This is a genomic window from Pseudomonas synxantha (genome assembly GCF_900105675.1).
Taxonomy (GTDB): Bacteria; Pseudomonadota; Gammaproteobacteria; order Pseudomonadales; family Pseudomonadaceae; genus Aquipseudomonas; species Aquipseudomonas synxantha.
The window spans coordinates 3526163-3552910 of sequence record NZ_LT629786.1; the positions used below are offsets into that span (position 1 = coordinate 3526163).

22 protein-coding genes and 1 pseudogene are annotated in these 26748 nt (G+C 58.0%); 5 read left to right on the top strand and 18 right to left on the bottom strand.

From position 1 onward, the window contains the following. Positions 1-50: 50 nt before the first annotated feature. On the bottom strand, positions 51-1073 hold the full coding sequence (locus tag BLU48_RS16320) for an amidohydrolase family protein (protein ID WP_057025730.1): 1023 nt from the start codon (positions 1071-1073) through the stop codon (positions 51-53). Between the two features lie 137 nt (positions 1074-1210). On the opposite strand from BLU48_RS16320, the gene BLU48_RS16325 reads away from it, so the two are divergent. Both BLU48_RS16325 and BLU48_RS16330 read left to right on the top strand, forming a co-directional pair. Continuing rightward, positions 1211-1627, top strand: coding sequence for an OsmC family protein (locus BLU48_RS16325; protein ID WP_043051254.1), 417 nt, complete (start codon positions 1211-1213; stop codon positions 1625-1627). A gap of 64 nt (positions 1628-1691) precedes the next feature. Next, complete coding sequence (locus tag BLU48_RS16330) at positions 1692-2558, top strand: pirin family protein (RefSeq protein ID WP_057025731.1); 867 nt, start codon at positions 1692-1694, stop codon at positions 2556-2558. A gap of 502 nt (positions 2559-3060) precedes the next feature. Here the strand turns inward: BLU48_RS16330 and BLU48_RS16340 are convergent. The 4 genes from BLU48_RS16340 to BLU48_RS16355 all read right to left on the bottom strand — a co-directional run bounded on the left by BLU48_RS16340 (position 3061) and on the right by BLU48_RS16355 (position 6775). Next, on the bottom strand, positions 3061-3789 hold the full coding sequence (locus BLU48_RS16340) for a dienelactone hydrolase family protein (RefSeq protein WP_057025732.1): 729 nt from the start codon (positions 3787-3789) through the stop codon (positions 3061-3063). Between the two features lie 66 nt (positions 3790-3855). After that, positions 3856-5760, bottom strand: a complete 1905-nt coding sequence (htpG, locus tag BLU48_RS16345) for a molecular chaperone HtpG (RefSeq protein ID WP_057014125.1) — start codon at positions 5758-5760, stop codon at positions 3856-3858. An 89-nt stretch (positions 5761-5849) separates the two neighbouring features. Continuing rightward, the gene (locus BLU48_RS16350; RefSeq protein WP_057025733.1) at positions 5850-6302 is read right to left on the bottom strand and encodes a PaaI family thioesterase; all 453 of its coding nucleotides are present in this window, start codon (positions 6300-6302) and stop codon (positions 5850-5852) included. Further along, positions 6299-6775, bottom strand: a complete 477-nt coding sequence (locus BLU48_RS16355) for a PaaI family thioesterase (RefSeq protein ID WP_057014096.1) — start codon at positions 6773-6775, stop codon at positions 6299-6301. The genes BLU48_RS16350 and BLU48_RS16355 overlap by 4 nt, the downstream gene beginning before the upstream one ends. A gap of 157 nt (positions 6776-6932) precedes the next feature. Between BLU48_RS16355 and BLU48_RS16360 the strand changes: the two genes are divergently transcribed. Then, positions 6933-7190, top strand: a complete 258-nt coding sequence (locus tag BLU48_RS16360; RefSeq protein ID WP_057025734.1) for a hypothetical protein — start codon at positions 6933-6935, stop codon at positions 7188-7190. Positions 7191-7314: 124 nt separating this feature from the next. Continuing rightward, complete coding sequence (locus BLU48_RS16365; RefSeq protein ID WP_082636749.1) at positions 7315-8646, top strand: IS4 family transposase; 1332 nt, start codon at positions 7315-7317, stop codon at positions 8644-8646. 64 nt (positions 8647-8710) lie between these two features. Here the strand turns inward: BLU48_RS16365 and BLU48_RS16370 are convergent, their stop codons facing one another. The 11 genes from BLU48_RS16370 to sdhC form a co-directional block, all read right to left on the bottom strand. Beyond that, on the bottom strand, positions 8711-9451 hold the full coding sequence (locus BLU48_RS16370) for a DUF599 domain-containing protein (protein ID WP_057022231.1): 741 nt from the start codon (positions 9449-9451) through the stop codon (positions 8711-8713). Positions 9452-9622: 171 nt separating this feature from the next. Then, the gene (gene brnQ / locus BLU48_RS16375) at positions 9623-10936 is read right to left on the bottom strand and encodes a branched-chain amino acid transport system II carrier protein (RefSeq protein WP_057022230.1); all 1314 of its coding nucleotides are present in this window, start codon (positions 10934-10936) and stop codon (positions 9623-9625) included. Positions 10937-11295: 359 nt separating this feature from the next. Further along, positions 11296-12177 (bottom strand): succinate--CoA ligase subunit alpha, encoded by an 882-nt coding sequence (sucD, locus tag BLU48_RS16380; RefSeq protein WP_057022229.1) that lies wholly within the window; start codon positions 12175-12177, stop codon positions 11296-11298. Continuing rightward, complete coding sequence (gene sucC, locus BLU48_RS16385) at positions 12177-13343, bottom strand: ADP-forming succinate--CoA ligase subunit beta (RefSeq protein WP_003190011.1); 1167 nt, start codon at positions 13341-13343, stop codon at positions 12177-12179. Before sucC ends, sucD begins: the two co-directional genes overlap by 1 nt. A 204-nt stretch (positions 13344-13547) precedes the next feature. Next, entirely contained in the window at positions 13548-14993 is a 1446-nt protein-coding gene (lpdA, locus tag BLU48_RS16390; RefSeq protein ID WP_043051007.1) for a dihydrolipoyl dehydrogenase, read from the bottom strand. Between the two features lie 99 nt (positions 14994-15092). Then, positions 15093-16328, bottom strand: coding sequence for a 2-oxoglutarate dehydrogenase complex dihydrolipoyllysine-residue succinyltransferase (gene odhB, locus BLU48_RS16395; RefSeq protein ID WP_057022228.1), 1236 nt, complete (start codon positions 16326-16328; stop codon positions 15093-15095). 44 nt (positions 16329-16372) lie between these two features. Next, positions 16373-19204: a 2-oxoglutarate dehydrogenase E1 component gene (locus BLU48_RS16400; protein ID WP_043051005.1), complete on the bottom strand. Its 2832-nt coding sequence runs from the start codon at positions 19202-19204 to the stop codon at positions 16373-16375. Between the two features lie 262 nt (positions 19205-19466). Next, positions 19467-20171, bottom strand: coding sequence for a succinate dehydrogenase iron-sulfur subunit (locus BLU48_RS16405; protein ID WP_034118919.1), 705 nt, complete (start codon positions 20169-20171; stop codon positions 19467-19469). Between the two features lie 11 nt (positions 20172-20182). Next, positions 20183-21955 (bottom strand): succinate dehydrogenase flavoprotein subunit, encoded by a 1773-nt coding sequence (sdhA, locus tag BLU48_RS16410; protein ID WP_003190007.1) that lies wholly within the window; start codon positions 21953-21955, stop codon positions 20183-20185. Positions 21956-21958: 3 nt separating this feature from the next. Next, positions 21959-22327, bottom strand: coding sequence for a succinate dehydrogenase, hydrophobic membrane anchor protein (gene sdhD, locus BLU48_RS16415; protein ID WP_003172805.1), 369 nt, complete (start codon positions 22325-22327; stop codon positions 21959-21961). Further along, entirely contained in the window at positions 22321-22695 is a 375-nt protein-coding gene (gene sdhC / locus BLU48_RS16420) for a succinate dehydrogenase, cytochrome b556 subunit (protein ID WP_003190005.1), read from the bottom strand. The genes sdhD and sdhC overlap by 7 nt, the downstream gene beginning before the upstream one ends. A gap of 365 nt (positions 22696-23060) precedes the next feature. Here sdhC and gltA point away from each other — a divergent pair, with 365 nt between their 5' ends. Next, a complete protein-coding gene (gltA, locus tag BLU48_RS16425; RefSeq protein ID WP_012723087.1) occupies positions 23061-24350 on the top strand; it encodes a citrate synthase in 1290 nt (429 codons plus the stop codon). Positions 24351-24911: 561 nt separating this feature from the next. Here the strand turns inward: gltA and BLU48_RS16430 are convergent. Beyond that, complete coding sequence (locus tag BLU48_RS16430) at positions 24912-25943, bottom strand: IS110 family RNA-guided transposase (protein WP_124356368.1); 1032 nt, start codon at positions 25941-25943, stop codon at positions 24912-24914. 406 nt (positions 25944-26349) lie between these two features. Continuing rightward, a pseudogene (locus BLU48_RS32325) lies at positions 26350-26472 on the bottom strand (outer membrane lipoprotein carrier protein LolA); the annotation flags it as partial. Positions 26473-26748 lie beyond the last annotated feature (276 nt).

Genomic DNA, 26748 nt, shown 5'->3' on the forward strand with positions numbered 1-26748 from the left:
GCAAAGACCGAGGCGCCTGCTTCGCACCGGTCAAGGCAACAAACGCACTATCAGGGTGTGACGCCATTGCGAGGCGACTTGGGCAGTATCGCCAGGAAATTATCCCGCGCCACCTTGCGGGCCACGTCCTCGGGCAACGCATCGAGAAACGGGTCGAAGCGGCGCATTTCCTTGCCCAGCTTATTGAAACGCCCGACCACATCAGACCCCAGCATAAAGCGCTCTGGAAAGCGCTCCACCAGTTTTACCCACTCCGGCCGAGGCTGACCCGCCTCATCCAGCAGATAAGGCGTGAGCATGCTCCAGGACAGGTCGATATACAGGTTGGGGTACGCCTCGAGCATGCGGTTCAAGGTGGGCAGCAAAAAGTCCATCTGCACCTGATGCCGGTGGATTTCCTTGCTCGTGCCGGCATGGGCCCAGATAAAGCGTGTGTGTGGGTGGTTGCGCAACGACTCCTCGACTTCCGCGAGATACAGCGGATTACGCTCGCGCTTGGAGGTAATGTTGGAATGCAGCATCACCGGCAGGTCGTTTTCGGCGGCCAGATGATAGATACGCGTCATCGCTTCGTTGTTGGCGCGGGGCGTATCACCGGAAGTCAGGGCGGTGAGGTCGTCGTGGCGGGTGAACACTTCACCGATGCCCTGCCACAATCCGGGGTTGAGGTCGAGCATGCGCTGGATATGGGCAGCGGAGTTCTTGTCGTTGGGATTGAAGCCGGCCAGGAACGGATGAAAGTGTTGGCGTTGCTCGGGGGCCAGCTTATTGACCGCTGCCGCGACAATCACATCGGTGGCACTGTACCAATAGGCATCGGCGTCATCACCGGCGTAGTAGCGCGGGCGCTTGGGCTCATCTTCGTGCCATTTCTTGGCCACGGGGATACCGGAAATCATCACATGCTCGATGCGGTTTTCGGCCATCGCCTTGAGCAGTTTGTCCATGCCTGCCGTTTCCTGGAAAAAATCCACGTAGTGCAGGTGCGCGTCACTGTAGGCATAGTCGCGGGCCTGCGCGGCAAGGCTGGCGGCAACGAGCAACAAGGCAAGACTCAGGCGGGTCCGAAGCACGGTAACACCTCAATTAGGCTAATACGGGTAGACCTTGCGCCAGTCATCCCGGTTCAGCACGGAAAAACGGGAACACTCGGGCGCCAGCATGCTCTATAACTGCATGACCTTCATCCTGCCCTCTTGTGAGGTTCGCCATGCCTGTTACCGTCAATACACTGAACGCTGAAAACTTCCGTCACAGCGTCAATATCAACAACCACGAGCTGTTTACCGACCTGCCCAAGAGCCTGGGTGGCGACGACTCGGCGCCCTCCCCCCACGATTATTTCGATGCTGCGCTGGCGTCATGCAAAGCCTTGACGGTCAGGCTCTACGCGCAGAAGAAAGATATCCCGCTCACCGGCGTGACCGTTGAAGTAACTCACGACGCCGCCGAAGAGCAAAAAGGCAAATACAAACTCAGCGTCAAATTGACCCTCAAGGGTGTATTGAGCGATGAGCAGCGCGAGGAGTTGCATCGCGTTGCAGACAAGTGCCCGGTGCACAAGCTGATGACCACCGCCGAAATCAGCATCGAGACGAAATTATCGGAAGGTGCCTTCAGCGCATAGCGCCAACTTCCCATCGAGCGGGTTATGCTCAGCCGCATCCAACCCGCTCAAACAGGGATGCTCCATGACCACCCTCACCGTGATCCGCCCCTGCGCCGAAGATGTCGAAGGCCAGCCGATCCTGCGCCCGCTACCCTCCCGTGAATGCCGCAGCGTCGGGCCCTTTGTGTTTTTCGACCATATGCTGCCGACCCGCTATGCACCAGGCACGGGCATGAATATCCGCCAGCACCCGCATATCGGCCTGTCCACCCTCACCTACCTGTTTGAAGGCGCCTTGCAGCACAAGGATAGCCTCGGTTCGGACCAGGTGGTGCAGGCCGGTGATGTCAGCTGGATGACCGCCGGTAGCGCAATTGCCCATGTCGAGCGTACCCCCGAAGCGCTCAAGGCCAGCGGTTTCAGCCTGCATGGCCTGCAAGTATGGCTGGCCTCACCCAAGGACCACGAGACCGGGCCTGGCCACTACAGCCATCACTCGGCGGCGAGCTTGCCGGTGAGCGATAACCTCGGTGTGCAGGTGCGCCTGATCGCCGGTGATGGCTTCTGTCTCAAGTCTCCGGTGCCGGTGCTCTCGCCGACACTGTATGCCGAGGTGCAGATGCAGGTGGCTACCACCTTGCTGGTTCCCGATGAGCATGAGGAGCGCGCGGTGTATATGCTGGAAGGTGATGCGCAGCTCGACGGCGAGCCGCTGGCAGTGCATAGCCTGGTGGTATTGCCGCCAGGGCAAGAGATGACACTGTTTGCCGAGACCGATTGCCATGTGATGGTGTTTGGCGGCGCGCCACTGGATGGGCCGCGGCGGATCAACTGGAATTTCGTGGCGAGCGATCCGGCGATGATCGAGCAGGCACGGCAGCGGTGGGCGGCTGGGGATTGGCCGACGGTGCCGGGGGAGTCAGAAAGAATTGAATTGCCTGTTAGATAGTCATCGGGAGCAAGTCGAATCGTCGCACCGCCCCCCACATTTTTGACTGTATTCACAGTTCAAGTGTGGGAGGGGGCTTGCCCCCGATGGCGGCCTGACAGCCGACCAGAATGTTGGATCGGACCGAGTACATATCCGTTATTTGGGCAACGGCCACTATTGGTTCCGCTTTTACAGCGGGTCACTTTGAAAAGCGCAAAGTAACCAAACGCTCTTGCCCCACCACTCGGCACCTCGCCCAGGCTCGGTGTGCCCGTAATCCGCCATGGATTTGGGGGGCCGCCGCCACGCGCCATCCATGGCGCGGGGCGGCTAAACCGGCATCCCTGCCGGTTTACCCCCCAAATCCCTGTCGAATTCCGGCCAGCATGGTTTAACGGGGCGCCTAAGATCAAAAGCCAGATCAAGAGCAAGAGCAAGATCAAGAGCGACTCGCTGCGCATCGTGGTTACCGGGGAGCTACACAATGTGTAGATACCCATGCCCCGATAGGGCTGAGCAATCAGCCCTTGAACACTTCATCCAACAAGTTATGCATCGACTGGAACGCCCGTGCAGCGGTCTTGGCGTCGTACATCATCTTGCCCGGCACATTGGCCTCAGGGTCGGTGAAGGAATGCACCGCGCCACCGTAGCTCAGCAACTGCCAATCCACACCCGCCGCGTTCATTTCATCTTCGAACGCCGGCAGTTGTTCTTTGGGCACCAACGGATCGGAAGCACCGTGCAAGACCAGCACCGAGCCCTTGATGTTATTCGCATCCGCCGGATTTGGCGTGTCGAGGGTGCCGTGGAACGAGATCGCCGCCTTGAGCGGCGCCCCAGTACGCGCCAACTCCAGGGAGCAGCAACCGCCGAAGCAAAAACCGAAGGTCGCCAGCTTCGACGTATCGACGGCCGCATCGGTCTGGCCTTGCAGCTGCTCAAAGGCCGCTTGCATGCGCTTGTTCAGCAGCGAGCGGTCATTTTTCAGTGGCATCATCGCCGCGCCGGCTTCATCGCCATTGCTCGGACGCACGGTTTGCCCGTAGAGGTCGGCAATCAGCACCACGTAGCCTTTGCTGGCGACACGCTTGGCGATCTCCTCGGCGCCCACACTCACCCCCATCCAGTTCGGCGCCATCAACAGCCCCGGCAGAGGGGCCTTGTGACTGGCATCGAACGCCAGGCGGCTTTCATAAGACTGACCATCAATCTGATAGACCACGGAACGTACAGTGACTTGGCTCATCATTTTCTCCAGTTGAGGTGCGGTAAAACGAAAAAACCCGCCGAAGCGGGTTTTTCTACGCGGGTATTAAACCGACAGTTCAACCAACAGCTTGTTCAGACGGCGCACATAGGCGGCTGGATCTTTCAGGCTGTCGCCGGCTGCCAGGGCGGCTTGGTCGAAGAGAATGTGCGATAGATCGCCAAAACGCTCTTCGCTCTGCTCGCCATCAAGTTTCTCGATCAGCGGGTGAGCCGGGTTGAATTCGAAGATCGGCTTCGAATCCGGCACTTTCTGGCCGCTGGCCTCGAGGATCTGGCGCATCTGCATGCCCAGGTCCTGCTCGCCGATGGCCAGGATCGCCGGGGAGTCGGTCAGGCGATGGGAAACCCGTACTTCACTGACCGCATCCCCCAGGGACGCCTTGATCCGCTCAACCAAGCCTTCTTTGGACTTGGCGACTTCCTCGGCTTCTTTCTTCTCTTCCTCGGAGTCCAGGTTACCCAGGTCCAGGTCACCACGGGCGACGTCGACGAAGGATTTGCCGTCGAACTCGGTGAGGTAGCTCATCAGCCACTCATCGATACGGTCGGTCAGCAGCAGCACTTCGATGCCTTTCTTGCGGAAGACCTCCAGGTGCGGGCTATCCTTGACGGCTTCGTACTTCTCGCCGGTCAGGTAGTAGATCTTGTCCTGACCTTCCTTGGCCCGGGCCAGGTACTCGGCCAGAGACACGACCTGCTCTGCATCGCTGCCTTGAGTCGAAGCAAAACGCAGCAAGCCGGCGATTTTTTCCTTGTTGGCGAAGTCTTCCGCCGGGCCTTCCTTCATTACTTGGCCGAAGTTCTTCCAGAAGCTCTTGTATTGCTCAGGTTCGTTCTTCGCCAGTTTTTCCAGCATGTCGAGCACACGCTTGGTCAGCGCCGACTTCATGGAATCGATGATCGGGTCTTTCTGCAGGATTTCCCGCGACACGTTCAACGACAAGTCGTTGGAGTCGACCACACCTTTGATAAAGCGCAGGTACAGCGGCAGGAAGGATTCGGCCTGGTCCATCACGAACACGCGCTGCACATACAGCTTCAAGCCTTTAGGTGCTTCACGCTGGTACAGGTCGAACGGAGCACGAGCCGGCACGTAGAGCAACGAGCTGTATTCCAGCTTGCCTTCGACCTTGTTGTGGCTCCAGCTCAGCGGGTTTTCGTAGTCGTGACCAATGTGCTTGTAGAACTCCTGGTATTCCTCGTCCTTGATTTCGGTACGCGGACGGGTCCACAGGGCGCTGGCACGGTTAACGGTTTCCCATTCCTCGGCCGGCTTCTCTTCGCCTTCGGCAGCGGTTTGCTCCTTGGGCAATTCGATCGGCAATGCGATATGGTCGGAGTATTTCTTGATGATGTTGCGCAGGCGCCAGCCATCGGCGAATTCGTCTTCGCCGGATTTCAGGTGCAGCACGATGCGGGTACCGCGGTCTGCCTTATCAATGGTGGCGATTTCGAACTCACCCTCACCCTTGGAAGCCCAGTGCACGCCTTCGCTGGCGTCGAGCCCGGCACGGCGGCTGAACACTTCGACCTTGTCGGCAACGATGAAGGCCGAGTAGAAGCCCACGCCGAACTGGCCGATCAGATGCGAATCTTTTTTCTGGTCTCCCGAGAGGTTCTTCATGAAATCCGCAGTGCCGGATTTGGCGATAGTACCCAGATGGGTAACCGCCTCTTCACGGCTCATGCCGATACCGTTGTCTTCGAGGGTGACGGTCTTGGCGTCTTTGTCGTAGCTCACGCGAATTTTCAGTTCCGCGCCACCTTCCAGCAACTCCGGCTTGGACAGAGCTTCGAAACGTAATTTGTCGACAGCGTCAGAGGCGTTCGAGATCAATTCGCGAAGGAAGATTTCCTTGTTGGAATACAGCGAATGGATCATGAGGTGCAGCAGCTGCTTCACCTCGGTCTGGAAGCCCAGGGTTTCCTTTTGAGTTTCCACACTCATGGTCATCAAACTCCAATTGGATGGCAATGGCCGCGCCCTTGAGGGTTGGCGGCGGGTTGTCATCAAAGTTGGGGGCTAAGACCAGGATTTCAAGGGCGGGCCAGATCCTCAATCTTGAAATGTGCACGGGCGGTGGCTATCGGTTCGGCCGGGGTGCTCTGCCAGGCGGTGATCGCCACATTCGCCACACGGCGGCCCTGGCGCCATACCTGGCATTTGGCATAAGTGTCGCGAAACTGGCCGGCGCGCAGGTAATCCAGGGAGAAGTCGATAATCTTCGGCAGGCTCGGAGCGCCGGTAGACACCAGCAGATGCATCGCCGCCGACAGCTCCATAAAGCCGGCGATCACCCCGCCATGCAACGCCGGCAATATCGGGTTACCAATATTGTCTTTGTTGGCCGGCAGGCGAAACAACAGCTCATCCCCCAACCAAGTGCATTCGACACCGATAAGCTTGGCATAGGGCACCAAGTCCAGAAGTGCGTCGTAATTGCCGCGAGCGAGGGCCTGCTCCAGGCGGGTCTTGAACCGATGGGTCATGCCTGCTCTCCCCTGACCGTGCTGCCTAGCCCCTGCGTGCCTTTGAGACGCTTGCCCATGCGCATGAACGTGCCCACGACGTGGGCGATGGGCTGTTGCGGGTCGTCCTGGTAGGCCACCCCCCGGGTAAAGATCACATCAGTGGTGACCCGGTAGCATTGGGCAAAGCCATAGACCGGTTTATGGGGCTGGGCCGGGTGCATGTAGTCGATGCGCAGGTCCAGCGTAGGGCACACTTCGAATTCGGCTAATACGCACAGGGTGGCCATGCCACAGGCCGTATCCATTAAAGAAGTCAGCGCGCCACCATGGATCACCCCGGTCAGGGGATCACCGACGATATGCGGGCCGTAAGGCAGCACGAGGGTCATGCCCTCCTCACTGGCCGCATGCACGGCAACACCCAGCACCTGGCAGTGACGCAGCGCCGAAACAAAGCGAGCGGCACGCTCTAACAAGGGGTTTTCGGTCATTGGTTTTAGACTCTTATTAGTGTGAATCCGGCGGACTAAAAACGCCGAAAAAAGTTTCTGTGCGAAAAGGTATATATATCTGTGGGATAAAAGGAACTAATGCTGGCCCATTAGGCTCGAAAGGCCAGTAGATATCTTCAATAAGGAGAAACACCCCATGCGCAAGACATTAGCTATTTCCATGATGCTGGCCGCTGCCCTCGGCCTGGCTGCCTGCGACAAGAAATCCGAAGACAAAGCCCAAGACGCTGCTGCTCATAAAGAGCAAGCTCAGCAAGACATGACTAAAGCACAGGATAAAGTGAACGACGCTGCGAAAGAAAACGCCGATGCTGCCAAAGCTCAGGCTGAAGCTAACGAAGCTGCCGCAAAAGAAGCTGCACCTGCCGCACCAGCAGAGCCTGCCAAGCCTTAATAGGCTGGTCTGATTCCGCAAAAAAAAGCCCGCTTAGATAGCGTAATGCTGTTCACTTAAGCATTTGAGCTCACGCTGGGCTTCCTAGAAAATCCGATGCCAGACTCCTGGCATCGGATTTTTTATGTCTGTTCAACAAGAACTGCTCGACCTTGGCGATCTTTTTAACTTCTCAGACCTGAGCACCTTCACCCAGAACATCCCCGTCGAGTGGGTCGCATCGGCACTCGGGCTCTCCTCCCAAGCCACCATCCGTAGGCGCCGCTTGCCAGCCGATCAGGTGCTTTGGCTCGTTCTGGGCATGGCGTTGTTTCGTGACGAACCCGTTCATGAAGTGGCTAGACGTTTGAATATTTGTGCTCAGGGGCTTGCTAGCGATCATTTGCTGGCCAGAAGCGGCGTGACTGAAGCTCGCAAACGATTAGGCTCTGATCCAGTCGAATGGCTGTTCCGCAAGACCGGTAGTCAATGGGGCGGCGAGCGTTACAACGGAGATACCTGGCAGGATTTACAAGTGTTTGCAGTAGACGGAGCGCTTCTGCGAACTCCCGATAATCAGGAGCTACGAGATCATTTTGGCTCAGGAAACACCGGCACTGATCGTCAGACACCGTTTCCAATGCTGCGTCTTGTCGCCTTGATGAATGTGCGTTCGCACCTGCTTCTGGATGCTCAGCTGAGTCCCTATCGGCGCAGTGAAATGCGCTTGGCTGACGAGTTTCTTCAACAAATCCCTGACCACTCAGTGACGCTGTTCGACAAGGGTTTCTGGAGCGCGAATTTGTTACTGAGCTTGAGCGGTGCCGGCATCAATCGCCACTGGCTGATCCCGGAGCGCAAAGGGGTGGTAAGCGAAGAGGTTGCTCGTTACGGCAAGCACGACCGATTGTTACGCATGAAAGTGTCCCAACAAGCTAGAAAGCAAAACCCCAATTTACCCCGTCACTGGGAGGTGCGCGCGGTCAGCTATGAAGTCCAAGGGAAGCTCAAAACGGTGATGACTTCACTGCCCGTCGAAACTTATAGCGCCAAGATGATTGCCAAGTTGTATCAGGAGCGATGGGAGATAGAGCTGGGCTTCAGAGACATCAAAAGCTCAATGCAGCAGAACGCAGTGACTCTGCGTAGCAAGAAGATCGACCTGATATACCAAGAAGTATGGGGGCTTTTACTGGCTTACAACGTGATCCGGCGGGAGGCCAGTCTAGCTGCCGTAGCGTTCGGTCGCACACCATCAGATATTCGTTTCAAGCCGGCGTGCCAATACATTGCGGTGCAATTGATTGTGATGGCTGCGGCTAATCCTATTTCGGCGACAGGAAGGCGCTTGTCAGAACTGAGGGCGGGAGTCGGAGGGCTGTTTTTGGATCACCGCCCAAGGCCATCAAGACCAAGGACGGTGAAGATCTCAAAAACCAGGTTTCCAGTAAACCGTAAGGCTGCTCCGCTTAAGTGAACAGCATTACGCTTAGATAGCGGGCTTTTTTTGTCTGCTTATTTTGCGCCGGGCATAGGCGTGATCAGAGCGCGGCCTCTTTGACCGACTCCGGCGCAGACATATCGGTCGGGGTATAGACCATCACTTGCAGCACCGCGGAATGAAACTCTCGGTGATAGAGCACCAGGACCACCCCGCTGCTCATCAACATGAACAGCCAAGGGCTGACAAACCAGGCCAGCATGGTCATGCCGAAATAATAAGAACGCAGCCCAAGGTTGAATTGGTTGGCCGCCATGGAAATCACCCGTGCCGCCCGGGACGCGAACGCCTTGCGCTCCTGTTCCGAGACTTGTCGCTCACCGATCATCGGCGCCGAACCCACCAGCACCGCCGCAAAGTTGTACTGGCGCATACACCAGCTGAAGGTAAAAAACGCATAGACAAATACCAATGCCAGGCAAAGCAATTTGATCTCCGACATCCCGCGGGACGCCTGCTGCACCATGGGAATGTCCGCCAGCAACGACACCGCCCGTTCGGAAGCGCCGAGCACAGTGAGAATACCGGCGAGGATGATCAAGGTGCTGGAGGCAAAGAACGAGGCATTGCGTTCCAGGTTGCCGATCACGCTGGCGTCGGCGATGCGGTTATCGCGCAATAGCATGCGGCGCATCCAGTCTTCGCGGTACAGATGCAGCACGCTGGCCAGACACGCGGTGTCACGGGCTTTCCAGGTGGCGTAACGGGTATAGCCGCCCCAGCAGAGAACAAACCAGAGGGCGGCGAGAAGGTGAGCTTGGTTGGTTTCAACGAACGACATGCAGGTCCTATTACATGAGAGGGTGTGGCGAACGCGGTCAAATGCGAGAGGTGGGGTAAGCCCTCTTTCACTCTTACCGGGTTACAACTTTAGAAATATGTAACCTCATACTCATAAAAAATGCCCCGTATCGATTGATACGGGGCATTTCAATACAGCCTCAAACAACTGTTATGCGATGGCTTCGCTACGCTTGCCGAGCAGGCGGTCAACCAACACTGCCACGACCAGGGTCATCACCGAGGGCACCAGCCAGGCCAGGCCTTGCTCGCTCAGCGGTAAGTGTGTCAGTTGCGCTGGCATCCAATCCGCCAGGCCCGCCCCCTTGAGTGCGTCGATGCAGCCAAAGATAAATGACACCAGCATCACCGGCCCGACGATACGCCCCTGCTCCTGCCAGAAATCCTTACAGAAGCTCAGCGCCACTAGCACGATGCACGGTGGATAAATAGCGGTGAGTACCGGAATCGAGAAGGCGATCAGCTTGGTCAGGCCCAGGTTGGACACGAACAGCGAGAACAACGCCAGGATCACCACCAGGGTCTTATAGGACAGCGGCAGGATCTTGCTGAAGTACTCGGCGCAGGCGCAGGTCAGGCCCACGGCGGTGACCAGGCACGCCAGGGAGATCAATACGGCGAGGAAGCCGCTGCCCAGGGAGCCGAACGTATGTTGCACATAGGCGTGCAGTACCGCTGCGCCGTTGCTGGCGCCAGCTGCCACGGCATGACTGCCCGAGCCCAGGCGGAACAGGCTGACGTACACCAGCGCCAGGCCCACGCCGGCAATCAGCCCGGCAATGATCGCGTAGCGGGTGATCAGCTTGGGCGACTCGACACCCCGGGAGCGGATCGCGTTGACGATCACGATGCCGAACACCAGGGCGCCCAGGGTATCCATGGTCAGGTAGCCATTGATAAACCCTTGGGAGAACGGCGCGGCGACGTATTCCGTAGTGGCAACCCCTACTTCACCGGCCGGCAAGGCAAACGCGGCGATACCGAGGATGGCCAGGGCAACGATCTTCAGCGGTGCGAGGAAACGACCTACGGTGTCCAGCAACCGGCCTGGATACAGCGAGACGAAGAACACCACCAGGAAATACAGCGAGCTGTAGAGAAACAGCGCCAACGGACTTTCACCGGTCAACGGCGCAAGACCCACTTCAAAGGATACCGTCGCCGTACGCGGGGTCGCGAACAGCGGCCCTACCGCCAGGTACGCCGCTGCCGCCAGCAGGCCACCGGCGATCTTGCCGATCGGGCTGCTCAGCGCATCCATGCCACCACCGACCTTGGCCAGGGCAATCACGGTGACCACCGGCAAACCGACCGCAGTGATCAAAAAGCCCAGCGCCGCCATCCAGACATGGGGCCCGGACTGCAAGCCAACGATAGGCGGGAAGATGATGTTGCCGGCGCCCACGAACAGGGCAAAGGTCATAAAGCCCAACGCCAGGATATCCTGGCTTTTCAACACTTTCATTTGAGGAAATACCACACTACTGAATCGGAATTTAGAGAGGGCTTCCCTATGGATGAGGGAAATGCTGCCGGCCCTGATGGGGGCTGACCGTAACCAGCGCGCAGCTTCCTTTTGGGATGCGGACGCATAAAGAGGCGGCTAGGGTACAGAATTAGGCTGACAAACGCACTGTTGCGGGGCGCTCTGTCCGATAAGCGACATTCAAATGTCGCGTTTTCATACTTAACTTGGCAATACAAACAAAAAATGTGGGAGGGGCGGTGCGCCCCTCCCACATTTAATTTTCACCAACCTCCAGAATGCACAAAGGCCACCCGAAGGTGGCCTTTGTGTGGTGAAGCGTCAGCGAAGCGCGAGGCTTACTTGACAGCCCAACCAGTCAGCTCGGCCAGGGCCTTGCCGATGTCTGCCAGCGAACGCACGGTTTTAACACCTGCGTCTTGCAGAGCAGCGAATTTCTCGTCTGCAGTGCCTTTGCCGCCAGAGATGATTGCGCCAGCATGGCCCATGCGCTTGCCCGCAGGGGCAGTCACACCAGCGATGTAGGAAACAACCGGCTTGGTCACGTGTGCCTTGATGTAGGCAGCCGCTTCTTCTTCAGCCGAACCGCCGATCTCACCGATCATCACGATCGCTTCGGTCTTCGGGTCTTCCTGGAACAGCTTCAGGATGTCGATGAAGTTCGAGCCTGGGATCGGGTCACCGCCGATGCCGACGCAAGTCGACTGACCGAAACCGGCGTCAGTGGTCTGCTTCACAGCTTCGTAGGTCAGGGTGCCGGAACGGGAAACGATACCGACTTTACCTGGCAAGTGAATGTGACCGGGCATGATGCCGATCTTGCATTCGCCTGGGGTGATCACACCTGGGCAGTTAGGGCCGATCAGGACTACGCCCAGCTCGTCGCACTTAACTTTAGCGTCCAGCATGTCCAGGGTAGGAATGCCTTCGGTGATGCACACGATCAGCTTGATGCCGCCGAATGCCGCTTCCAGGATCGAGTCTTTGCAGAAAGGAGCTGGAACGTAGATTACGCTGGCGGTGGCGCCAGTGGCTTCTACCGCTTCTTTCACGGTGTTGAACACTGGCAGGCCCAGGTGCTCGGTGCCGCCTTTGCCCGGTGTTACGCCGCCAACCATCTGGGTGGCGTACTCGATGGCTTGCTGGGTGTGGAAACTACCTTGCGAACCGGTAATACCCTGGCAGATAACTTTGGTGTCTTTATTGATCAGGACGCTCATTACTTGCCCTCCGCAGCTTTGACAACTTGTTGAGCAGCGTCGGTCAGGCTGGTAGCCGCGATGATGTTCAAACCGCTTTCTGCCAGTACTTTAGCGCCCAGTTCAGCGTTGTTACCTTCAAGGCGCACAACAACCGGGATTTTGACGCCGACTTCTTTCACTGCACCGATGATGCCTTCAGCAATCATGTCGCAACGAACGATGCCGCCGAAGATGTTGACCAGTACTGCAGCGACGTTGGAGTCGGACAGGATGATCTTGAACGCTTCGGTAACGCGTTCTTTGGTAGCGCCACCACCTACGTCGAGGAAGTTGGCTGGCTTGCCGCCATGCAGGTTGACGATGTCCATGGTACCCATGGCCAGGCCAGCACCGTTGACCATGCAACCGATGTTACCTTCCAGGGCTACGTAGTTCAGTTCGAACTTGGCAGCGTGCGCTTCGCGCGGATCGTCCTGGGACGGATCGTGGAAAGTCTTCAGCTTAGGCTGACGGTACATGGCGTTGGCGTCGATGTTGATCTTGGCGTCGAGGCAGTGCAGATCGCCGTCAGCCTTGATCACCAGCGGGTTCACTTCCAGCAGGGCCAGATCGTGATCCTGGAACAGCTTGGCCAGACCTACGAAGATCTTGGCGAACTGGGCAACTTGCTTTCCTTCCAGACCCAGTTGGAACGCCAGTTCACGACCCTGGAATGGCTGGGCGCCAACCAGTGGATCGATAGTGGCCTTCAGAATTTTTTCTGGGGTTTCGTGAGCGATCTTCTCGATGTCCACGCCACCTTCGGTGGAAGCCATGAATACGATGCGACGGCTCGAACGGTCAACGACAGCGCCCAGGTACAGCTCTTTAGCGATATCAGTGCACGATTCAACCAGGATCTTGGTGACTGGCTGGCCATTGGCATCAGTCTGGTAAGTCACCAGACGCTTGCCCAGCCACTGCTGTGCGAAGGCCTTGGCGTCTTCTTTGCTGCGAACCAGCTTGACGCCGCCCGCTTTACCGCGACCACCGGCGTGGACCTGGGCTTTGACCACCCACTCACTGCCGCCGATTTTGTCGCAAGCTTCTGCTGCTGCTTCCGGGGTGTCTACTGCGTAGCCCTTGGAAACTGGCAGGCCGTATTCAGCGAACAGCTGCTTACCCTGATACTCGTGAAGATTCATGCTTTTTACCGTCTTCGTTAGGTACTGCGCATTCGGCGCTGCGCTCATTATGAGTGCCGCGCCACCTGTGACTGCTGCTTGCGCAACTTGCTGGGCTCAAGGCCCGTAAAGCTGCGCAAGGCTGCGTCCAGCGGATATTCCGCGGTGAGTCTTGCGCGCAAGGCTCACGACGGGCAACTCCGCCGTGGTTTCTTATTATCTCGCTTAGCGCTTCTTCTTGTTGGCGATGTGGATGGCGCCGCCATTCACTGCCAACGCGGCTTCATGCAGCGCTTCGGACAGGGTCGGATGGGAGAAGACCATCATGCCGATGTCCTCGGCACTGGTGCCGAATTCCATGCCGATCGCGCCCTGCTGAACCAGTTCTGCAGCGCTTGGGCCAATCACGTGAACGCCCAATACGCGGTCAGTCTTGGCATCAGCGATGACCTTGACAAAACCACCGGTGTCGTTGGCTGCCATGGCACGGCCAGAAGCAGCGAACGGGAAGGTGCCGACGTTAACTTCAACACCTTCGTTTTTCAACTGCTGTTCGTTCTTGCCGACCCATGCAATTTCCGGGTGGGTGTAGATAACCGATGGGATCAGGTCGTAGTTCATCTGGGTCTTGTGGCCCTTGATGCGCTCGACAACCATGATGCCTTCTTCGGAAGCCTTGTGCGCCAGCATCATGCCGCGAACCACGTCACCGATGGCGTAAACACCTGGAACAGCGGTAGAGCAATGATCATCGACATGGATGAAGCCACGTTCGTCGATCTCTACACCGCTGTCGGAAGCCAGCAGGTCGTTGGTCACCGGACGGCGGCCAACAGCCACGATCAGCTTGTCGAAGGTGATGGTCTGCTCGCCATCCTTGTCGGTGTAGGTCACCACGACTTCTTCGCCGTTGACCTTGGAGCCAGTCACGCGAGCGCCGAGCTTGATGTCCAGACCTTGCTTGGTCAGGGTTTTCAGCGCTTCTTTGGACACGGCGGTGTCGGCAGCCAGCAGGAACGTGTCCAGGGCTTCCAGCACGGTGACCTTGGAACCCAGGCGGGACCAGACCGAACCCAGCTCCAGGCCGATCACGCCGGCGCCGATCACGCCCAGGCGCGCAGGCACGGCTTGGAATTCCAGGGCGCCGGTCGAATCAACGATTACGTTTTGGTCAACCGGAGCCGGTGGAATGTCGATTGGGCGCGAGCCTGGGGCCAGGATCACGTTTTCGGCTTCGATGACTTCAACCGAACCGTCCGGCTTGGTGACTTCGACTTTCTTGCCGGCCAGCAGCTTGCCGTGGCCTTGGATGGACGTCACGCCGTTGGCCTTGAACAAGGTGGCAACGCCGGAAGTCAGGCCCTTGACGATGTTGGCTTTGCGACCAACCATGGCAGGAACGTCCATGCGCAGGGTCTCACGGCTGATCCCTTGGATACCGTGAATGGCCAGGCCGTCTTGGGCTTCGTGGAATTTCCAGGAGCTGTCCAGCAGCGCCTTGGAAGGAATGCAGCCAACGTTCAGGCAGGTACCGCCCAGCGCCAGCTTACCTTCCTTGTCGGTGTATTTTTCGATGCAGGCAGTCGAGAGGCCCAGTTGCGCGGCCTTGATGGCGGCAACATAGCCGCCAGGGCCTGCACCAATCACTACAACGTCAAATTTCTGTGTCATGAGAATAGATCCTCTATTTGCGACAAGCTTTTAGCCACAAGCCGCAAGCCAAGCTGCTTTTTCCTACAGCTTGTAGCTCGCAACTTGCGGCTGCTTCTATCAGATGTCCAGGAGCAGGCGAGCCGGGTCTTCCAGCAGGTTCTTGATGGTCACCAGGAACGTCACGGCTTCTTTACCGTCGATCAGGCGGTGATCGTAAGACAGTGCCAGGTACATCATTGGGCGGATCACGACCTGGCCATTGATGGCCATCGGACGCTGGATAATGTTGTGCATGCCCAGGATCGCGGCTTGCGGTGGGTTGACGATCGGCGTCGACATCATCGAACCGAAGGTACCACCGTTGGTGATGGTGAAGGTACCACCGGTCATCTCGTCGATGGTCAGCTTGCCGTCACGGGCTTTCTTGCCGAAGCCGGCGATGCCGCCTTCGATTTCAGCCAGGCTCATCAGCTCGGCGTTACGCAGTACCGGAACCACCAGGCCACGGTCGCTGGACACGGCAACGCCGATGTCTGCATAGCCGTGGTAGACGATGTCGCTGCCGTCGATGGAGGCGTTGACTGCCGGGAAGCGCTTCAGCGCTTCGGTGGCCGCTTTGACGAAGAACGACATGAAGCCCAGGCGCACGCCGTTGTGAGACTTCTCGAACAGATCCTTGTACTTCGAACGCAGGGCCATGACTTCGGTCATGTCGACTTCGTTGAAAGTGGTCAGCATCGCCATGTTCGACTGGGCTTCAACCAGACGCTTGGCGACGGTGGCACGTACACGGGTCATCGGTACACGCTTCTCGGTGCGGTCGCCGGCAGCGAACACAGGAGCAGCGGCAGCCGGAGCAGCAGCCTTGGCAGGTGCGGCAGCCGGGGCGTTTTTCTTGGCTTCAACGGCAGCAACCACATCTTCCTTGGTCACGCGGCCGTCTTTGCCGGTGCCCTTGATGGAAGCCAGGTTGATGCCGTTTTCATCAGCCAGTTGACGTGCAGCCGGTGCAGCGATTGGATCTTCGCCACCGGTAGCCGGTGCGGCGGCAGGCGCCGAAGCGGCAGGCGCAGCAGCCGGAGCAGCAGCGGCCGGCGCGGCGGCAGCGCCGCCCTCTTCGATCGAGCCCAGCAGTTGGTTGGACAGTACGGTGTCGCCCTCATTGGCACCATCAGCGATTGCGCCCAGCACGCCGTCAGCTTCAGCCAACACTTCGAGTACGACTTTGTCAGTCTCGATGTCAACGATCAGCTCGTCACGCTTGACGGCGTCGCCTGGTTTCTTGTGCCAGGTGGCAACGGTGCCATCGGCAACCGATTCCGGGAATGACGGGGCTTTGATTTCGATAGCCATTATCTGTAGGTCCTTAAAATTCGGTTTCAGTCAGCGCGAAGGCGTTAAACAGTGAAAGCATCTTGCAGCAGTTTTTCCTGCTGCTCGGCGTGCATCGACGCATAACCACAGGCAGGTGCAGCAGACGCATCACGACCGGCGTACTCCAGGCCCAAGGCCTTGTTGTGGTTGCCGATGCTGCGACGCAGATGATGCTGGCTGCTGTACCAGGCGCCCTGGTTCATCGGTTCTTCCTGACACCACACTACGTTCGTGAGGTTGGTGTAAGGCGCGATGATCTCCATGAGGTCATCTTCCGGGAACGGATAAAGCTGCTCGATACGCACGATAGCAATGTCTTCGCGGCCTTCGGCACGGCGTTTTTCCAGCAGATCGTAGTAGACCTTGCCGCTGCACAGGATCAGGCGAGTGACCTTGGCGGCGTCCAGTGTGTCGATCTCTGGAATCACGGTCTGGAACGAACCTTCGGCCAGGTCTTCCAGGGTCGAGACGGCCAGTTTGTGGCGCAACAGCGATTTCGGCGTGAGTACGACCAGCGGCTTGCGCAGCGGGCGGATCACCTGGCGACGCAGCAAATGGTAGATCTGCGCCGGGGTGGTCGGCACACACACCTGGATGTTGTGCTCGGCACACAGCTGCAGGTAACGCTCCAGACGTGCCGAAGAGTGCTCCGGCCCCTGACCTTCATAACCGTGTGGCAGCAGCATGGTCAGACCGCACAGGCGGCCCCACTTGTGCTCGCCGCTGGTGATGAACTGGTCGATCACCACCTGGGCACCGTTGGCGAAGTCGCCGAACTGGGCTTCCCAGATCACCAACGCGTTCGGCGTGGTGGTCGAGTAGCCGTATTCGAACGCCAGTACGGCTTCTTCGGACAGGAACGAATCGTACAGGTCGAAACGTGGCTGGCCTTCGTACAGGTGTTGCAACGGAATGTAGGTGGAAGCGTCTTTCTGGTTGTGCAGAACGGCGTGACGGTGCGAGAACGTACCACGGCCGATGTCCTGGCCGGTCATGCGGATCGGGTGACCTTCGAACGCCAGGGTCGCGTACGCCATGGTTTCAGCGTAACCCCAGTTGATCGGCAGGCCGCCGGCTTGCATCTTCTGACGATCTTCGTAGATCTTCGCCACCTGGCGCTGAACGACGAAACCTTCGGGAATTTCCAGCAGCTTGGCAGACAGCTCCTGCAAGGTCTTCAGGTCGAAGGACGTATCGTGACGCGCAGTCCAGGTGTGGCCCAGGTACGGACGCCAGTCAACGAACAGCTCTTTGTTTGGCTCCTTGACCAGGCTTTTTACTACATGCAGGCCATTGTCCAGGGCGTTGCGGTATTCGTCGACTTTCGCCTGGACACGCTCATCATCTACCACGCCGGCCTTGGTCAGGCTTTCGGCGTACAGCTCACGAGTGGTGCGCTGCTTGGTGATCTGCTGATACATCAATGGCTGAGTGCCGCTTGGCTCGTCCGCTTCGTTGTGACCGCGGCGGCGGTAGCAAACCAGGTCGATCACCACATCACGCTTGAACTGCATGCGGTAGTCGACAGCCAGTTGGGTCACGAACAGCACGGCTTCCGGGTCATCCCCATTCACGTGCAGGATCGGCGCCTGGATCATCTTGGCAACGTCGGTGGCGTACTCAGTGGAGCGCGCATCCAGCGGGTTGCTGATGGTAAAGCCGACCTGGTTGTTAATGACGATGTGAACGGTACCACCGGTCTTGAAGCCGCGAGTCTGCGACATCTGGAACGTTTCCAGGACCACGCCTTGACCGGCGAATGCCGCGTCACCGTGGATGGAAATCGGCAGGACCTTCTCACCGGTGGCGTCGTTACGACGATCCTGGCGAGCACGTACCGAACCCTCGACCACTGGCGAAACGATTTCCAGGTGGGATGGGTTGAACGCCATGGCCAGGTGAACTTCACCGCCGGTGGTCATCACGTTGGACGAGAAGCCCTGGTGGTACTTAACGTCACCGGAACCCAGCTCGACCTTCTTCTTGCCTTCGAACTCGTCGAACAGCTCACGCGGGTTCTTGCCGAAGGTGTTGACCAACACGTTCAGGCGACCACGGTGAGCCATGCCGATCACGACTTCCTTGGTGCCGTAGGAACCGGAACGCTGGATCAGTTCGTCGAGCATCGGAATCAGGCTCTCGCCGCCTTCCAGGCCGAAACGCTTGGTGCCTGGGTATTTGGTGCCCAGGTATTTCTCCAGGCCTTCGGCTGCGGTCACGCGCTCCAGCAAGTGGCTGCGCACATCGGCGGACAATACCGGACGGCCACGCACGCCTTCCAGGCGGTGCTGGAACCAGTGGCGCTGCTCGGAATCGGTGATGTGCGTAAATTCAGCGCCAATGGTGCGGCAATATGTCTGCTGCAACGCTTCGTGAATTTCGCGTAGGCTCGCTTCCTCTTTGCCGATGAACAGGTCGCCGGCACGGAAGGTCGTATCAAGATCGGCATTGGTCAAGCCGTAATGATTGATCGACAGGTCTGCAGGTGCAGGACGCTGCCACAGCCCCAGCGGGTCAAGCTGGGCTGCCTGGTGGCCACGCATACGGTAGGCCTGGATCAGTCGCAGTACTTCAACTTGCTTCTTCTCATGCTCGCTGCTCACGCTGCCGGCGGAAACCGGCTGGGCGCGGCGCTGGTTCTTTGCCAGCAGCACGAACTGATCGCGAATTGTTGCGTGCGATACATCGGTGGCAGCGTTGCCGTCTGAAGACAACGTCTGAAATTTGGTGCGCCATTCTTCTGGCACAGCGTTAGGGTCGTGCAGGTAGAGCTCATAAAGCTCTTCCACATAGGCAGCGTTACCACCTGAAAGATAGCCGCTGTTCCACATGCGCTGCATCACGCTTTCTTGCATGCTTGGTCACCCTCGATTTGGGGACACCACCGGCGAAAACACCGAGTCTGCTTGCAAAAGGCCAAGTGCAGCGACCAAAACAAGCCACCTAGGATCACGCTGATAGTTCGGGTACCAACCCGAATGCCCCTGCTTGTCTCATTTCTTCAAAATAAGAGCCGCGGCTTTGTAAGTCGCTGCTCAAGTTAAAACTACGGCGCCGGTTGAAGCCTGCGCCGCAGCATTTACGGGCACAACGGTCCTGCTATTACTACAACGTCAGTTACACACCGCTCTGCAGCAGCATGTTACGGATGTGACCAATAGCCTTAGTCGGGTTCAGGCCCTTGGGACATACGTTGACGCAGTTCATGATCCCGCGGCAGCGGAATACGCTGAACGGGTCATCCAGCGAAGCCAGGCGCTCGGACGTCTTGGTATCACGGCTGTCTGCCAGGAAGCGGTACGCTTGCAGCAGGGCAGCAGGGCCCAGGAACTTGTCCGGGTTCCACCAGAAGGATGGGCACGAAGTCGAGCAGCAAGCGCACAGGATGCACTCGTACAGGCCATCGAGCTTTTCACGCTCTTCCGGGGACTGCAGACGCTCGATGGCCGGAGCCGGCGTGTCGTTCTGCAGGAACGGCTTAACTTTCTCGTATTGCTTGTAGAAGATGCTCATATCGACGACCAGGTCACGGATAACCGGCAAACCTGGCAGAGGACGAACGATCAGCTTGTTACCTTTGACAACAGCGGACAGCGGCGTGATGCACGCCAGACCGTTCTTGCCATTGATGTTCATGCCGTCGGAGCCGCAGACACCTTCACGGCAAGAGCGACGATAGGAGAAACCCTCGTCCTGCTCCTTGATCAGGGCCAGCACGTCCAGCACCATCAGGTCTTTACCACCGGTATCGACCGAGAATTCCTGCATGAACGGCGCGGCGTCCTGATCAGGGTTGTAGCGATAAACACTGACTTTCAACATGGCAGCCACCCTTAGTAAGTCCGAATCTTCGGTTCAAACGTCGGAACCGTCTTCGGCGAGAAGTTCACGGCACGCTTGGTCACGCGCTTGTCACCCGGGAAGTACAGGGTGTGGCACAACCAGTTTTCGTCATCGCGATCTTCAAAGTCTTCACGGGCGTGAGCACCACGGGATTCTTTACGAACCTCGGCGGCGATCGCCGTCGCTTCAGCCACTTCCAGCAGGTTTTGCAGCTCAAGGGCTTCGATACGAGCGGTATTGAACGCCTGGCTCTTATCGTTGATCTTGACGTTGGCGATACGCTTGCGCAGATCGGCCAGCTGGGCAATGCCCTTCTGCATGTATTCGCCGGTACGGAACACACCGAAGTAGTTCTGCATGCAGTTTTGCAGTTCGCGACGCAGGGTTGCCACGTCTTCGCCATCAGTGCGCTCGTTCAGAGCGTTCAGGCGCGCCAGGGCAGCTTCGATGTTGGCGTCGGTGGCGTCATCGTATTCGATGCCGTCGGTCAGCGCTTTTTCCAGGTGCAGGCCGGCAGCGCGGCCGAATACCACCAGGTCGAGCAGCGAGTTGCCGCCCAGGCGGTTGGCACCGTGAACCGATACGCAGGCCACTTCGCCTACCGCGAACAGACCATGAATGATCTCGTCCTGGCCATCGGCGTTTTGGGTGATCGCCTGGCCATGAATGTTGGTCGGCACGCCGCCCATCATGTAGTGGCAAGTCGGAACAACCGGCACCGGAGCAACCACAGGGTCAACGTGGGCAAAGGTCTTGGACAGCTCGCAGATACCTGGCAGGCGGCTGTGCAGCACTTCCTCACCGAGATGGTCGAGTTTGAGCAGTACGTGGTCGCCATTCGGGCCACAGCCGTTGCCGGCGATGATTTCCTTGACCATCGAACGCGCTACTACGTCACGACCAGCAAGGTCTTTGGCGTTCGGGGCATAACGCTCCATGAAACGCTCGCCATGCTTGTTGATCAGGTAGCCACCTTCACCACGGCAACCTTCGGTCACCAGTACACCGGCGCCGGCGATGCCGGTCGGGTGGAACTGCCACATTTCGATGTCTTGTACCGGTACACCGGCACGCAGTGCCATGCCGACGCCGTCACCGGTGTTGATCAGGGCATTGGTGGTCGAAGCGTAGATACGACCTGCACCGCCGGTCGCCAGAACGGTAGCCTTGGCGCGGATGTAGGTGGTTTCACCGGTTTCGATGCAGATTGCGATCACACCGACGAACTCGCCTTGTGCGTTCTTGACCAGGTCAACCGCGTAGTACTCGTTCAGGAACGTGGTACCGGCTTTCAGGTTGCCCTGGTAAAGCGTGTGCAGCAGCGCGTGACCGGTACGGTCGGACGCGGCGCAGGTACGGGCAGCCTGGCCACCTTTACCGTAGTCCTTCGACTGACCGCCGAATGGACGCTGGTAGATACGACCTTGCTCGGTACGGGAGAACGGCAGGCCCATATGGTCCAGCTCGAACACCGCGGCCGGGCCTTCCTGACACATGTATTCGATAGCGTCCTGGTCACCGATGTAGTCGGAACCCTTGACGGTATCGTACATGTGCCAGCGCCAGTCATCGTTCGGGTCGGCGGACGCGATGGCGCAGGTGATGCCGCCCTGGGCCGATACGGTGTGGGAGCGCGTCGGGAACACCTTGGTGATCACGGCAGTCTTGTGACCACCCTGGGCCAGCTGCAGCGCAGCGCGCATGCCAGCACCGCCGCCACCAATGATGATGGCGTCGAATGAAATAGTTGGAATGTTAGCCATGAATCAGATACCCCAAAGAATCTGCACACCCCAGACGAAGTAAGCGAACATCGCGACGCCGCATACTGCCTGGAAGAGGAAACGTACTGCAGTCGCGGACTTGCCCAGCGCCATCGGCGTCAGGTAGTCAGTCGCGATGGTCCACATGCCAACCCAGGCGTGAGCGCCCAGGGCTACAAGTGCCAGCAGACTGAAGATTCGCATCGCATTATGGGAGAACAGGCCATGCCATTGCTCATAGCCAATGCCCGGGTTTGCGACGAGGTATCCGATCAGGAAAATGAAATAAGCCGCGAGAACGACCGCAGACACACGCTGTGCCATCCAGTCATAGAGGCCCGAACGCGACAGATTCGTAACGCTGGTTACCATATCCAAACTCCTGCCAGAACGATCAGCACCACGGAAATGGCGATGATGATTTTCGAGCCCAGGCGGCCGCCTTCCAGCGTCTCACCGATGCCCATGTCCATGATCAAGTGGCGCACACCGGCTACCAGGTGATAAAGGAGAGAGGACAAGAGGCCCCATGCTACGAACTTGGCCAGCGGGCTGGTCAAGCATGCCTTCACCTCGGCGTATCCTTCCTCGGAACCCAGGGATTTGCTCAATGCATAAAGCATGATGCCCAAGCCCAGGAACAGGATGATGCCGGAAACACGGTGCAGGAACGACGTAACGCCGGTGATGGGGAGTTTGATGGTCCTTAGGTCTAGGTTTACAGGTCGTTGGCTATTCACGGCTTTTTTTCACACTGAAGAGCCCCTAACAATCAGGGCAAAGTTGTTGGGGAGTGCGACTGGTCAGGTAAGCACCACCCAGGGAGTGCGACCCCCAATGAAAGCAAGCCCAAAAGCCCTTGGCGGTCGGTGGCCGAGTATAGACAGTTAGGTTACTAATGACAACGCGCACACCTCACCCTAATAGCTGATTGCGCTGACGGGATAAAAGGCGTAAATGGCAGTCATTTTCGACGAAAAAGTACGGTTAAAGCCTTCTGGCGCAAGACTTTAGGCAAATTGACATCTGGATTTATATCAATATAGTGGTGCGGGCCCTGCGTGGGGGGTCTGTCTGATGATTTGAAGCATAAATAGGAGGCCACATGGCTGACAAAAAAGCGCAGTTGATCATCGAGGGCGCAGCCCCCGTCGAGCTGCCCATTTTAACCGGCACCGTTGGTCCCGATGTTATCGACGTACGGGGCTTGACGGCCACGGGCCGTTTTACTTTCGACCCAGGCTTCATGTCGACCGCGTCCTGCGAGTCGAAGATCACCTATATCGATGGTGACAATGGCATTCTGCTTCATCGCGGTTACCCGATCGAGCAACTGGCTGAACAATCGGACTACCTGGAAACCTGCTACCTGCTGCTAAATGGTGAATTGCCAACAGCCGAGCAGAAAGCCCAGTTCGTCAGCACTGTGAAGAACCACACCATGGTTCACGAGCAGTTGAAGACCTTCTTCAATGGCTTTCGTCGCGACGCCCACCCGATGGCCGTCATGTGCGGTGTGGTCGGCGCCCTGTCGGCCTTCTATCACGACTCCCTGGACATCAATAACCCGCAGCATCGCGAAATTTCCGCGATCCGCCTGGTTGCCAAGATGCCGACCCTGGCCGCCATGGTCTACAAGTACTCCATGGGCCAGCCTATGATGTACCCGCGCAACGACCTGACGTACGCGGAAAACTTCCTGCACATGATGTTCAACACCCCGTGCGAGATCAAACCGATCAGCCCTGTGCTGGCCAAGGCCATGGACCGGATCTTCATCCTCCATGCCGACCACGAGCAAAACGCCTCCACCTCCACCGTACGCCTGGCCGGCTCTTCGGGTGCCAACCCGTTCGCCTGTATCGCCGCCGGCATCGCCGCACTGTGGGGCCCTGCCCACGGCGGTGCGAACGAAGCCGTATTGACCATGCTCGATGAAATCGGCGATGTGTCGAACATCGACAAGTTCATCGCCAAGGCCAAGGACAAGAACGATCCGTTCAAGCTGATGGGCTTCGGTCACCGGGTCTACAAGAACCGCGACCCACGTGCCACCGTGATGAAGCAGACCTGCGACGAAGTGTTGAAGGAACTGGGCATCAAGAACGATCCGCAACTCGAACTGGCCATGCGCCTGGAAGAGATCGCCCTGACCGACCCGTACTTCATCGAACGCTCGCTGTACCCGAACGTCGACTTCTACTCGGGGATCATCCTCAAGGCGATCGGCATTCCAACCAGCATGTTCACCGTGATCTTCGCCCTGGCGCGGACCGTGGGCTGGATCTCCCACTGGAAGGAAATGCTCTCCAGTCCGTACAAGATTGGCCGCCCGCGCCAGTTGTACACCGGCTACGAGTCGCGTGACATTACCAAGCTGGAAGATCGCAAGTAAGCATTCAAACGCTTAGCTGCACTGAAAACGGCCTCCCTTGTGGAGGCCGTTTTTGTTTGTGTTGCCTGACCTGCCGCCATCGGGAGCAAGCCCCCTCTTATCAAACTTCAAGTGAGCTACTGATTTTAAATAGTTAAAATTTAGTCTTAACGCCGGATATTTCGGAGGCGACCCAGGTTGCTGCGCGACGGCGCCACGTCGACGATGTGACCGGGTTGTTGGATTGTTGGGGCGAGTACATATCCGTTGCTTAGGTAACGGCTACTATAGGTTCCGCCCTTATGTATGGACTCGCCTCCACTGTCTACCCGCTTTTCAACACTGCTACCCGGTTGCATCTATGTATAAGGCCTATTCGAGGAAGCCCATCTTTGGCTTCTGGCCAACATTGGTTGAGCTCGCGGTATGCCGATTACGTTCAGGCCTCGAAGGCCGGTAAGGGCGCAGGCATCGATCCGCGACGGTCTGACCTGGGGTCAATGTTTTCTAGCAGGGGCTGGAGCGCTTTACGCCCCGGTGGCAGAACTCTGGTGATCTGTAACTTGTCGCAGCCGGCCGGCCTTAGGCTGGTTGGCTGTGATAAGTCTGGTCATTCTGTAGCAGCACCCAGATGATTCGTAGGTTGCGATTCGCCAGTCGTACCGCCGCTTCCTTACGTCCTAGCCGACTCAGCCAACGTTGCAAGCGACGATCGTCGGGCTGCTCAGAATCAGGACGTAGGTGCCTCAATACGGCGTGAGCACCCTGAACCATCAGGCTGCGTATGTAACCATCGCCTCGTTTGCTCATCTTGCCCAGGCGAACCTTCTGCCCACTGCTGTTCTGATCGGGCACCATGCCAAAGTAGGCGGCGAACTGGCGTGCATCGGCGAAACGTTCGGGTTCGGTCTGCTTGGCTAGCATCGCTGTGGCGATGATCGGACCGACACCGCGTACCGTCATTAACCGTCTGGCGGTTTGATCCTGGTTCGCAGCGATCTCCAGGCGACCGGTCAATACGTTGATCCGCTCGCCTAACTGGCGCCATTCGCCCAGCAACTCGTCGATGAGTTCGCGCAATATGTCTGGCAGTGGTTGGGTGGCATCCTCCAGTATGCGAGGTAGGGTTTGACTGATAGCAACATCGCCTTGTGCCAAGGCAACACCGTGTTCCATCAATAGACCGCGCATCTGGTTACTCGTAGCTGTACGCCGACGCACATAACCCTGCCGGGCACGGTGCAATGCCTGCATGGCCAGTGCTGCAGCACTTTTGATGGGCACCGCTGTGATTTTGGTGTCCCGTCCCGCCCGTAAAATGGCCAGCGCATCGTTACGATCATTTTTTGCGCCGCTGCGGTGGTCGGCCACCAGCTGCGCGGGAAGAACTCGCGCCAGATTACCCTGCGCCTGCAGCTGTCGTGCCCATGCTTGAGCGCCGGGGCCAGTTTCCATCAGTACAACGATGTTTGCCGGTAGCTTGCGCAAGAATGCGTGGAAGGACTCACGCGACTTGATGCGTTCTTCATAAAGCACCTGGCCAAGAGCATCTTCGCCTACGACCTGAAATACCTGCTTGGCTAGATCGACTGCCACTGTCGTACAGGTCGACAGATCGGTTGAAGACAGGGACTGTTTAAGCGTCGTATTCTTTTTCATGGACTCGCCCTCGCTGTCGTTGGCTTCTTAGACTGCCACCGCGGCGCATTGACGCCTCGGCGTGGGCGAGTCCATCTAATTACGGCGGCTCACTTTGCAAAAGCGGCAAAGTAAGCAAAACGCTCTTGCCCCACCACTCGGCACCTCGCCCAGGCTCGGTGTGCCCTCTCTCCGGCTTGAAACCGTGGGCCGCCGTCATGGGCCATCCTTGGCCCAGGACGGCTAACCCGGCGTCCTGCCGGGTTGCCCACGGCTTCAAGCCTGCGTTCGGCCAGCGTGGTTTAACGGGGCGCCTAAAATCAAAAGCAAGATCAAGAGCGACTCGCTGCGCATCGCAGATACGCTGGCGGCGCGTCTGCTTTACTGTAGGAGCGAGCTTGCTCGCGAAAAACCTGAGAACGCCGCGTTCTGTCTGGTTTCCCGCGTCATCGTTAACGACCTTCGCGGGCAAGCCCGCTCCCACAGGGGTACGCGCACGCTTCAACGATCAGGTCGGCTATAAGGCCGCCTCGCTGTGTTTTTGATCTCAGGCGCCCCGTTAAACCACGCTGGCCGGAATTCGACAGGGATTTGGGGGGTAAACCGAGCCTGGGCGAGGTGCCGAGTGGTGGGGAACGGATATGTACCCACGACGAAAACTAACATCCTGCTCGGCTGTCAGGCCGCCACGGGAGCAAGCTCCCTGGTTTGCTGCGCGACAGCGTCACATCGAAGATGTGGTGGGGACTCCCACATTTGACTGTGTTCACAAGTTGAAATC

Excerpts from the sequence above, each read along its gene's own strand:
- BLU48_RS16325 (WP_043051254.1), top strand. The coding sequence starts at position 1,211 with ATGCCTGTTACCGTCAATACACTGAACGCTGAAAACTTCCGTCACAGC.
- sucC (WP_003190011.1), bottom strand. The coding sequence starts at position 13,343 with ATGAATCTTCACGAGTATCAGGGTAAGCAGCTGTTCGCTGAATACGGC.
- BLU48_RS16365 (WP_082636749.1), top strand. The coding sequence starts at position 7,315 with ATGTCTGTTCAACAAGAACTGCTCGACCTTGGCGATCTTTTTAACTTC.
- BLU48_RS16340 (WP_057025732.1), bottom strand. The coding sequence starts at position 3,789 with ATGAGCCAAGTCACTGTACGTTCCGTGGTCTATCAGATTGATGGTCAG.
- htpG (WP_057014125.1), bottom strand. The coding sequence starts at position 5,760 with ATGAGTGTGGAAACTCAAAAGGAAACCCTGGGCTTCCAGACCGAGGTG.
- BLU48_RS16400 (WP_043051005.1), bottom strand. The coding sequence starts at position 19,204 with ATGCAAGAAAGCGTGATGCAGCGCATGTGGAACAGCGGCTATCTTTCA.
- BLU48_RS16350 (WP_057025733.1), bottom strand. The coding sequence starts at position 6,302 with ATGACCCATCGGTTCAAGACCCGCCTGGAGCAGGCCCTCGCTCGCGGC.
- odhB (WP_057022228.1), bottom strand. The coding sequence starts at position 16,328 with ATGGCTATCGAAATCAAAGCCCCGTCATTCCCGGAATCGGTTGCCGAT.
- sdhD (WP_003172805.1), bottom strand. The coding sequence starts at position 22,327 with ATGGTAACCAGCGTTACGAATCTGTCGCGTTCGGGCCTCTATGACTGG.
- BLU48_RS16360 (WP_057025734.1), top strand. The coding sequence starts at position 6,933 with ATGCGCAAGACATTAGCTATTTCCATGATGCTGGCCGCTGCCCTCGGC.
- BLU48_RS16355 (WP_057014096.1), bottom strand. The coding sequence starts at position 6,775 with ATGACCGAAAACCCCTTGTTAGAGCGTGCCGCTCGCTTTGTTTCGGCG.
- gltA (WP_012723087.1), top strand. The coding sequence starts at position 23,061 with ATGGCTGACAAAAAAGCGCAGTTGATCATCGAGGGCGCAGCCCCCGTC.
- brnQ (WP_057022230.1), bottom strand. The coding sequence starts at position 10,936 with ATGAAAGTGTTGAAAAGCCAGGATATCCTGGCGTTGGGCTTTATGACC.
- BLU48_RS16370 (WP_057022231.1), bottom strand. The coding sequence starts at position 9,451 with ATGTCGTTCGTTGAAACCAACCAAGCTCACCTTCTCGCCGCCCTCTGG.
- lpdA (WP_043051007.1), bottom strand. The coding sequence starts at position 14,993 with ATGACACAGAAATTTGACGTTGTAGTGATTGGTGCAGGCCCTGGCGGC.
- BLU48_RS16405 (WP_034118919.1), bottom strand. The coding sequence starts at position 20,171 with ATGTTGAAAGTCAGTGTTTATCGCTACAACCCTGATCAGGACGCCGCG.
- sucD (WP_057022229.1), bottom strand. The coding sequence starts at position 12,177 with ATGAGCGTCCTGATCAATAAAGACACCAAAGTTATCTGCCAGGGTATT.
- BLU48_RS16330 (WP_057025731.1), top strand. The coding sequence starts at position 1,692 with ATGACCACCCTCACCGTGATCCGCCCCTGCGCCGAAGATGTCGAAGGC.
- sdhA (WP_003190007.1), bottom strand. The coding sequence starts at position 21,955 with ATGGCTAACATTCCAACTATTTCATTCGACGCCATCATCATTGGTGGC.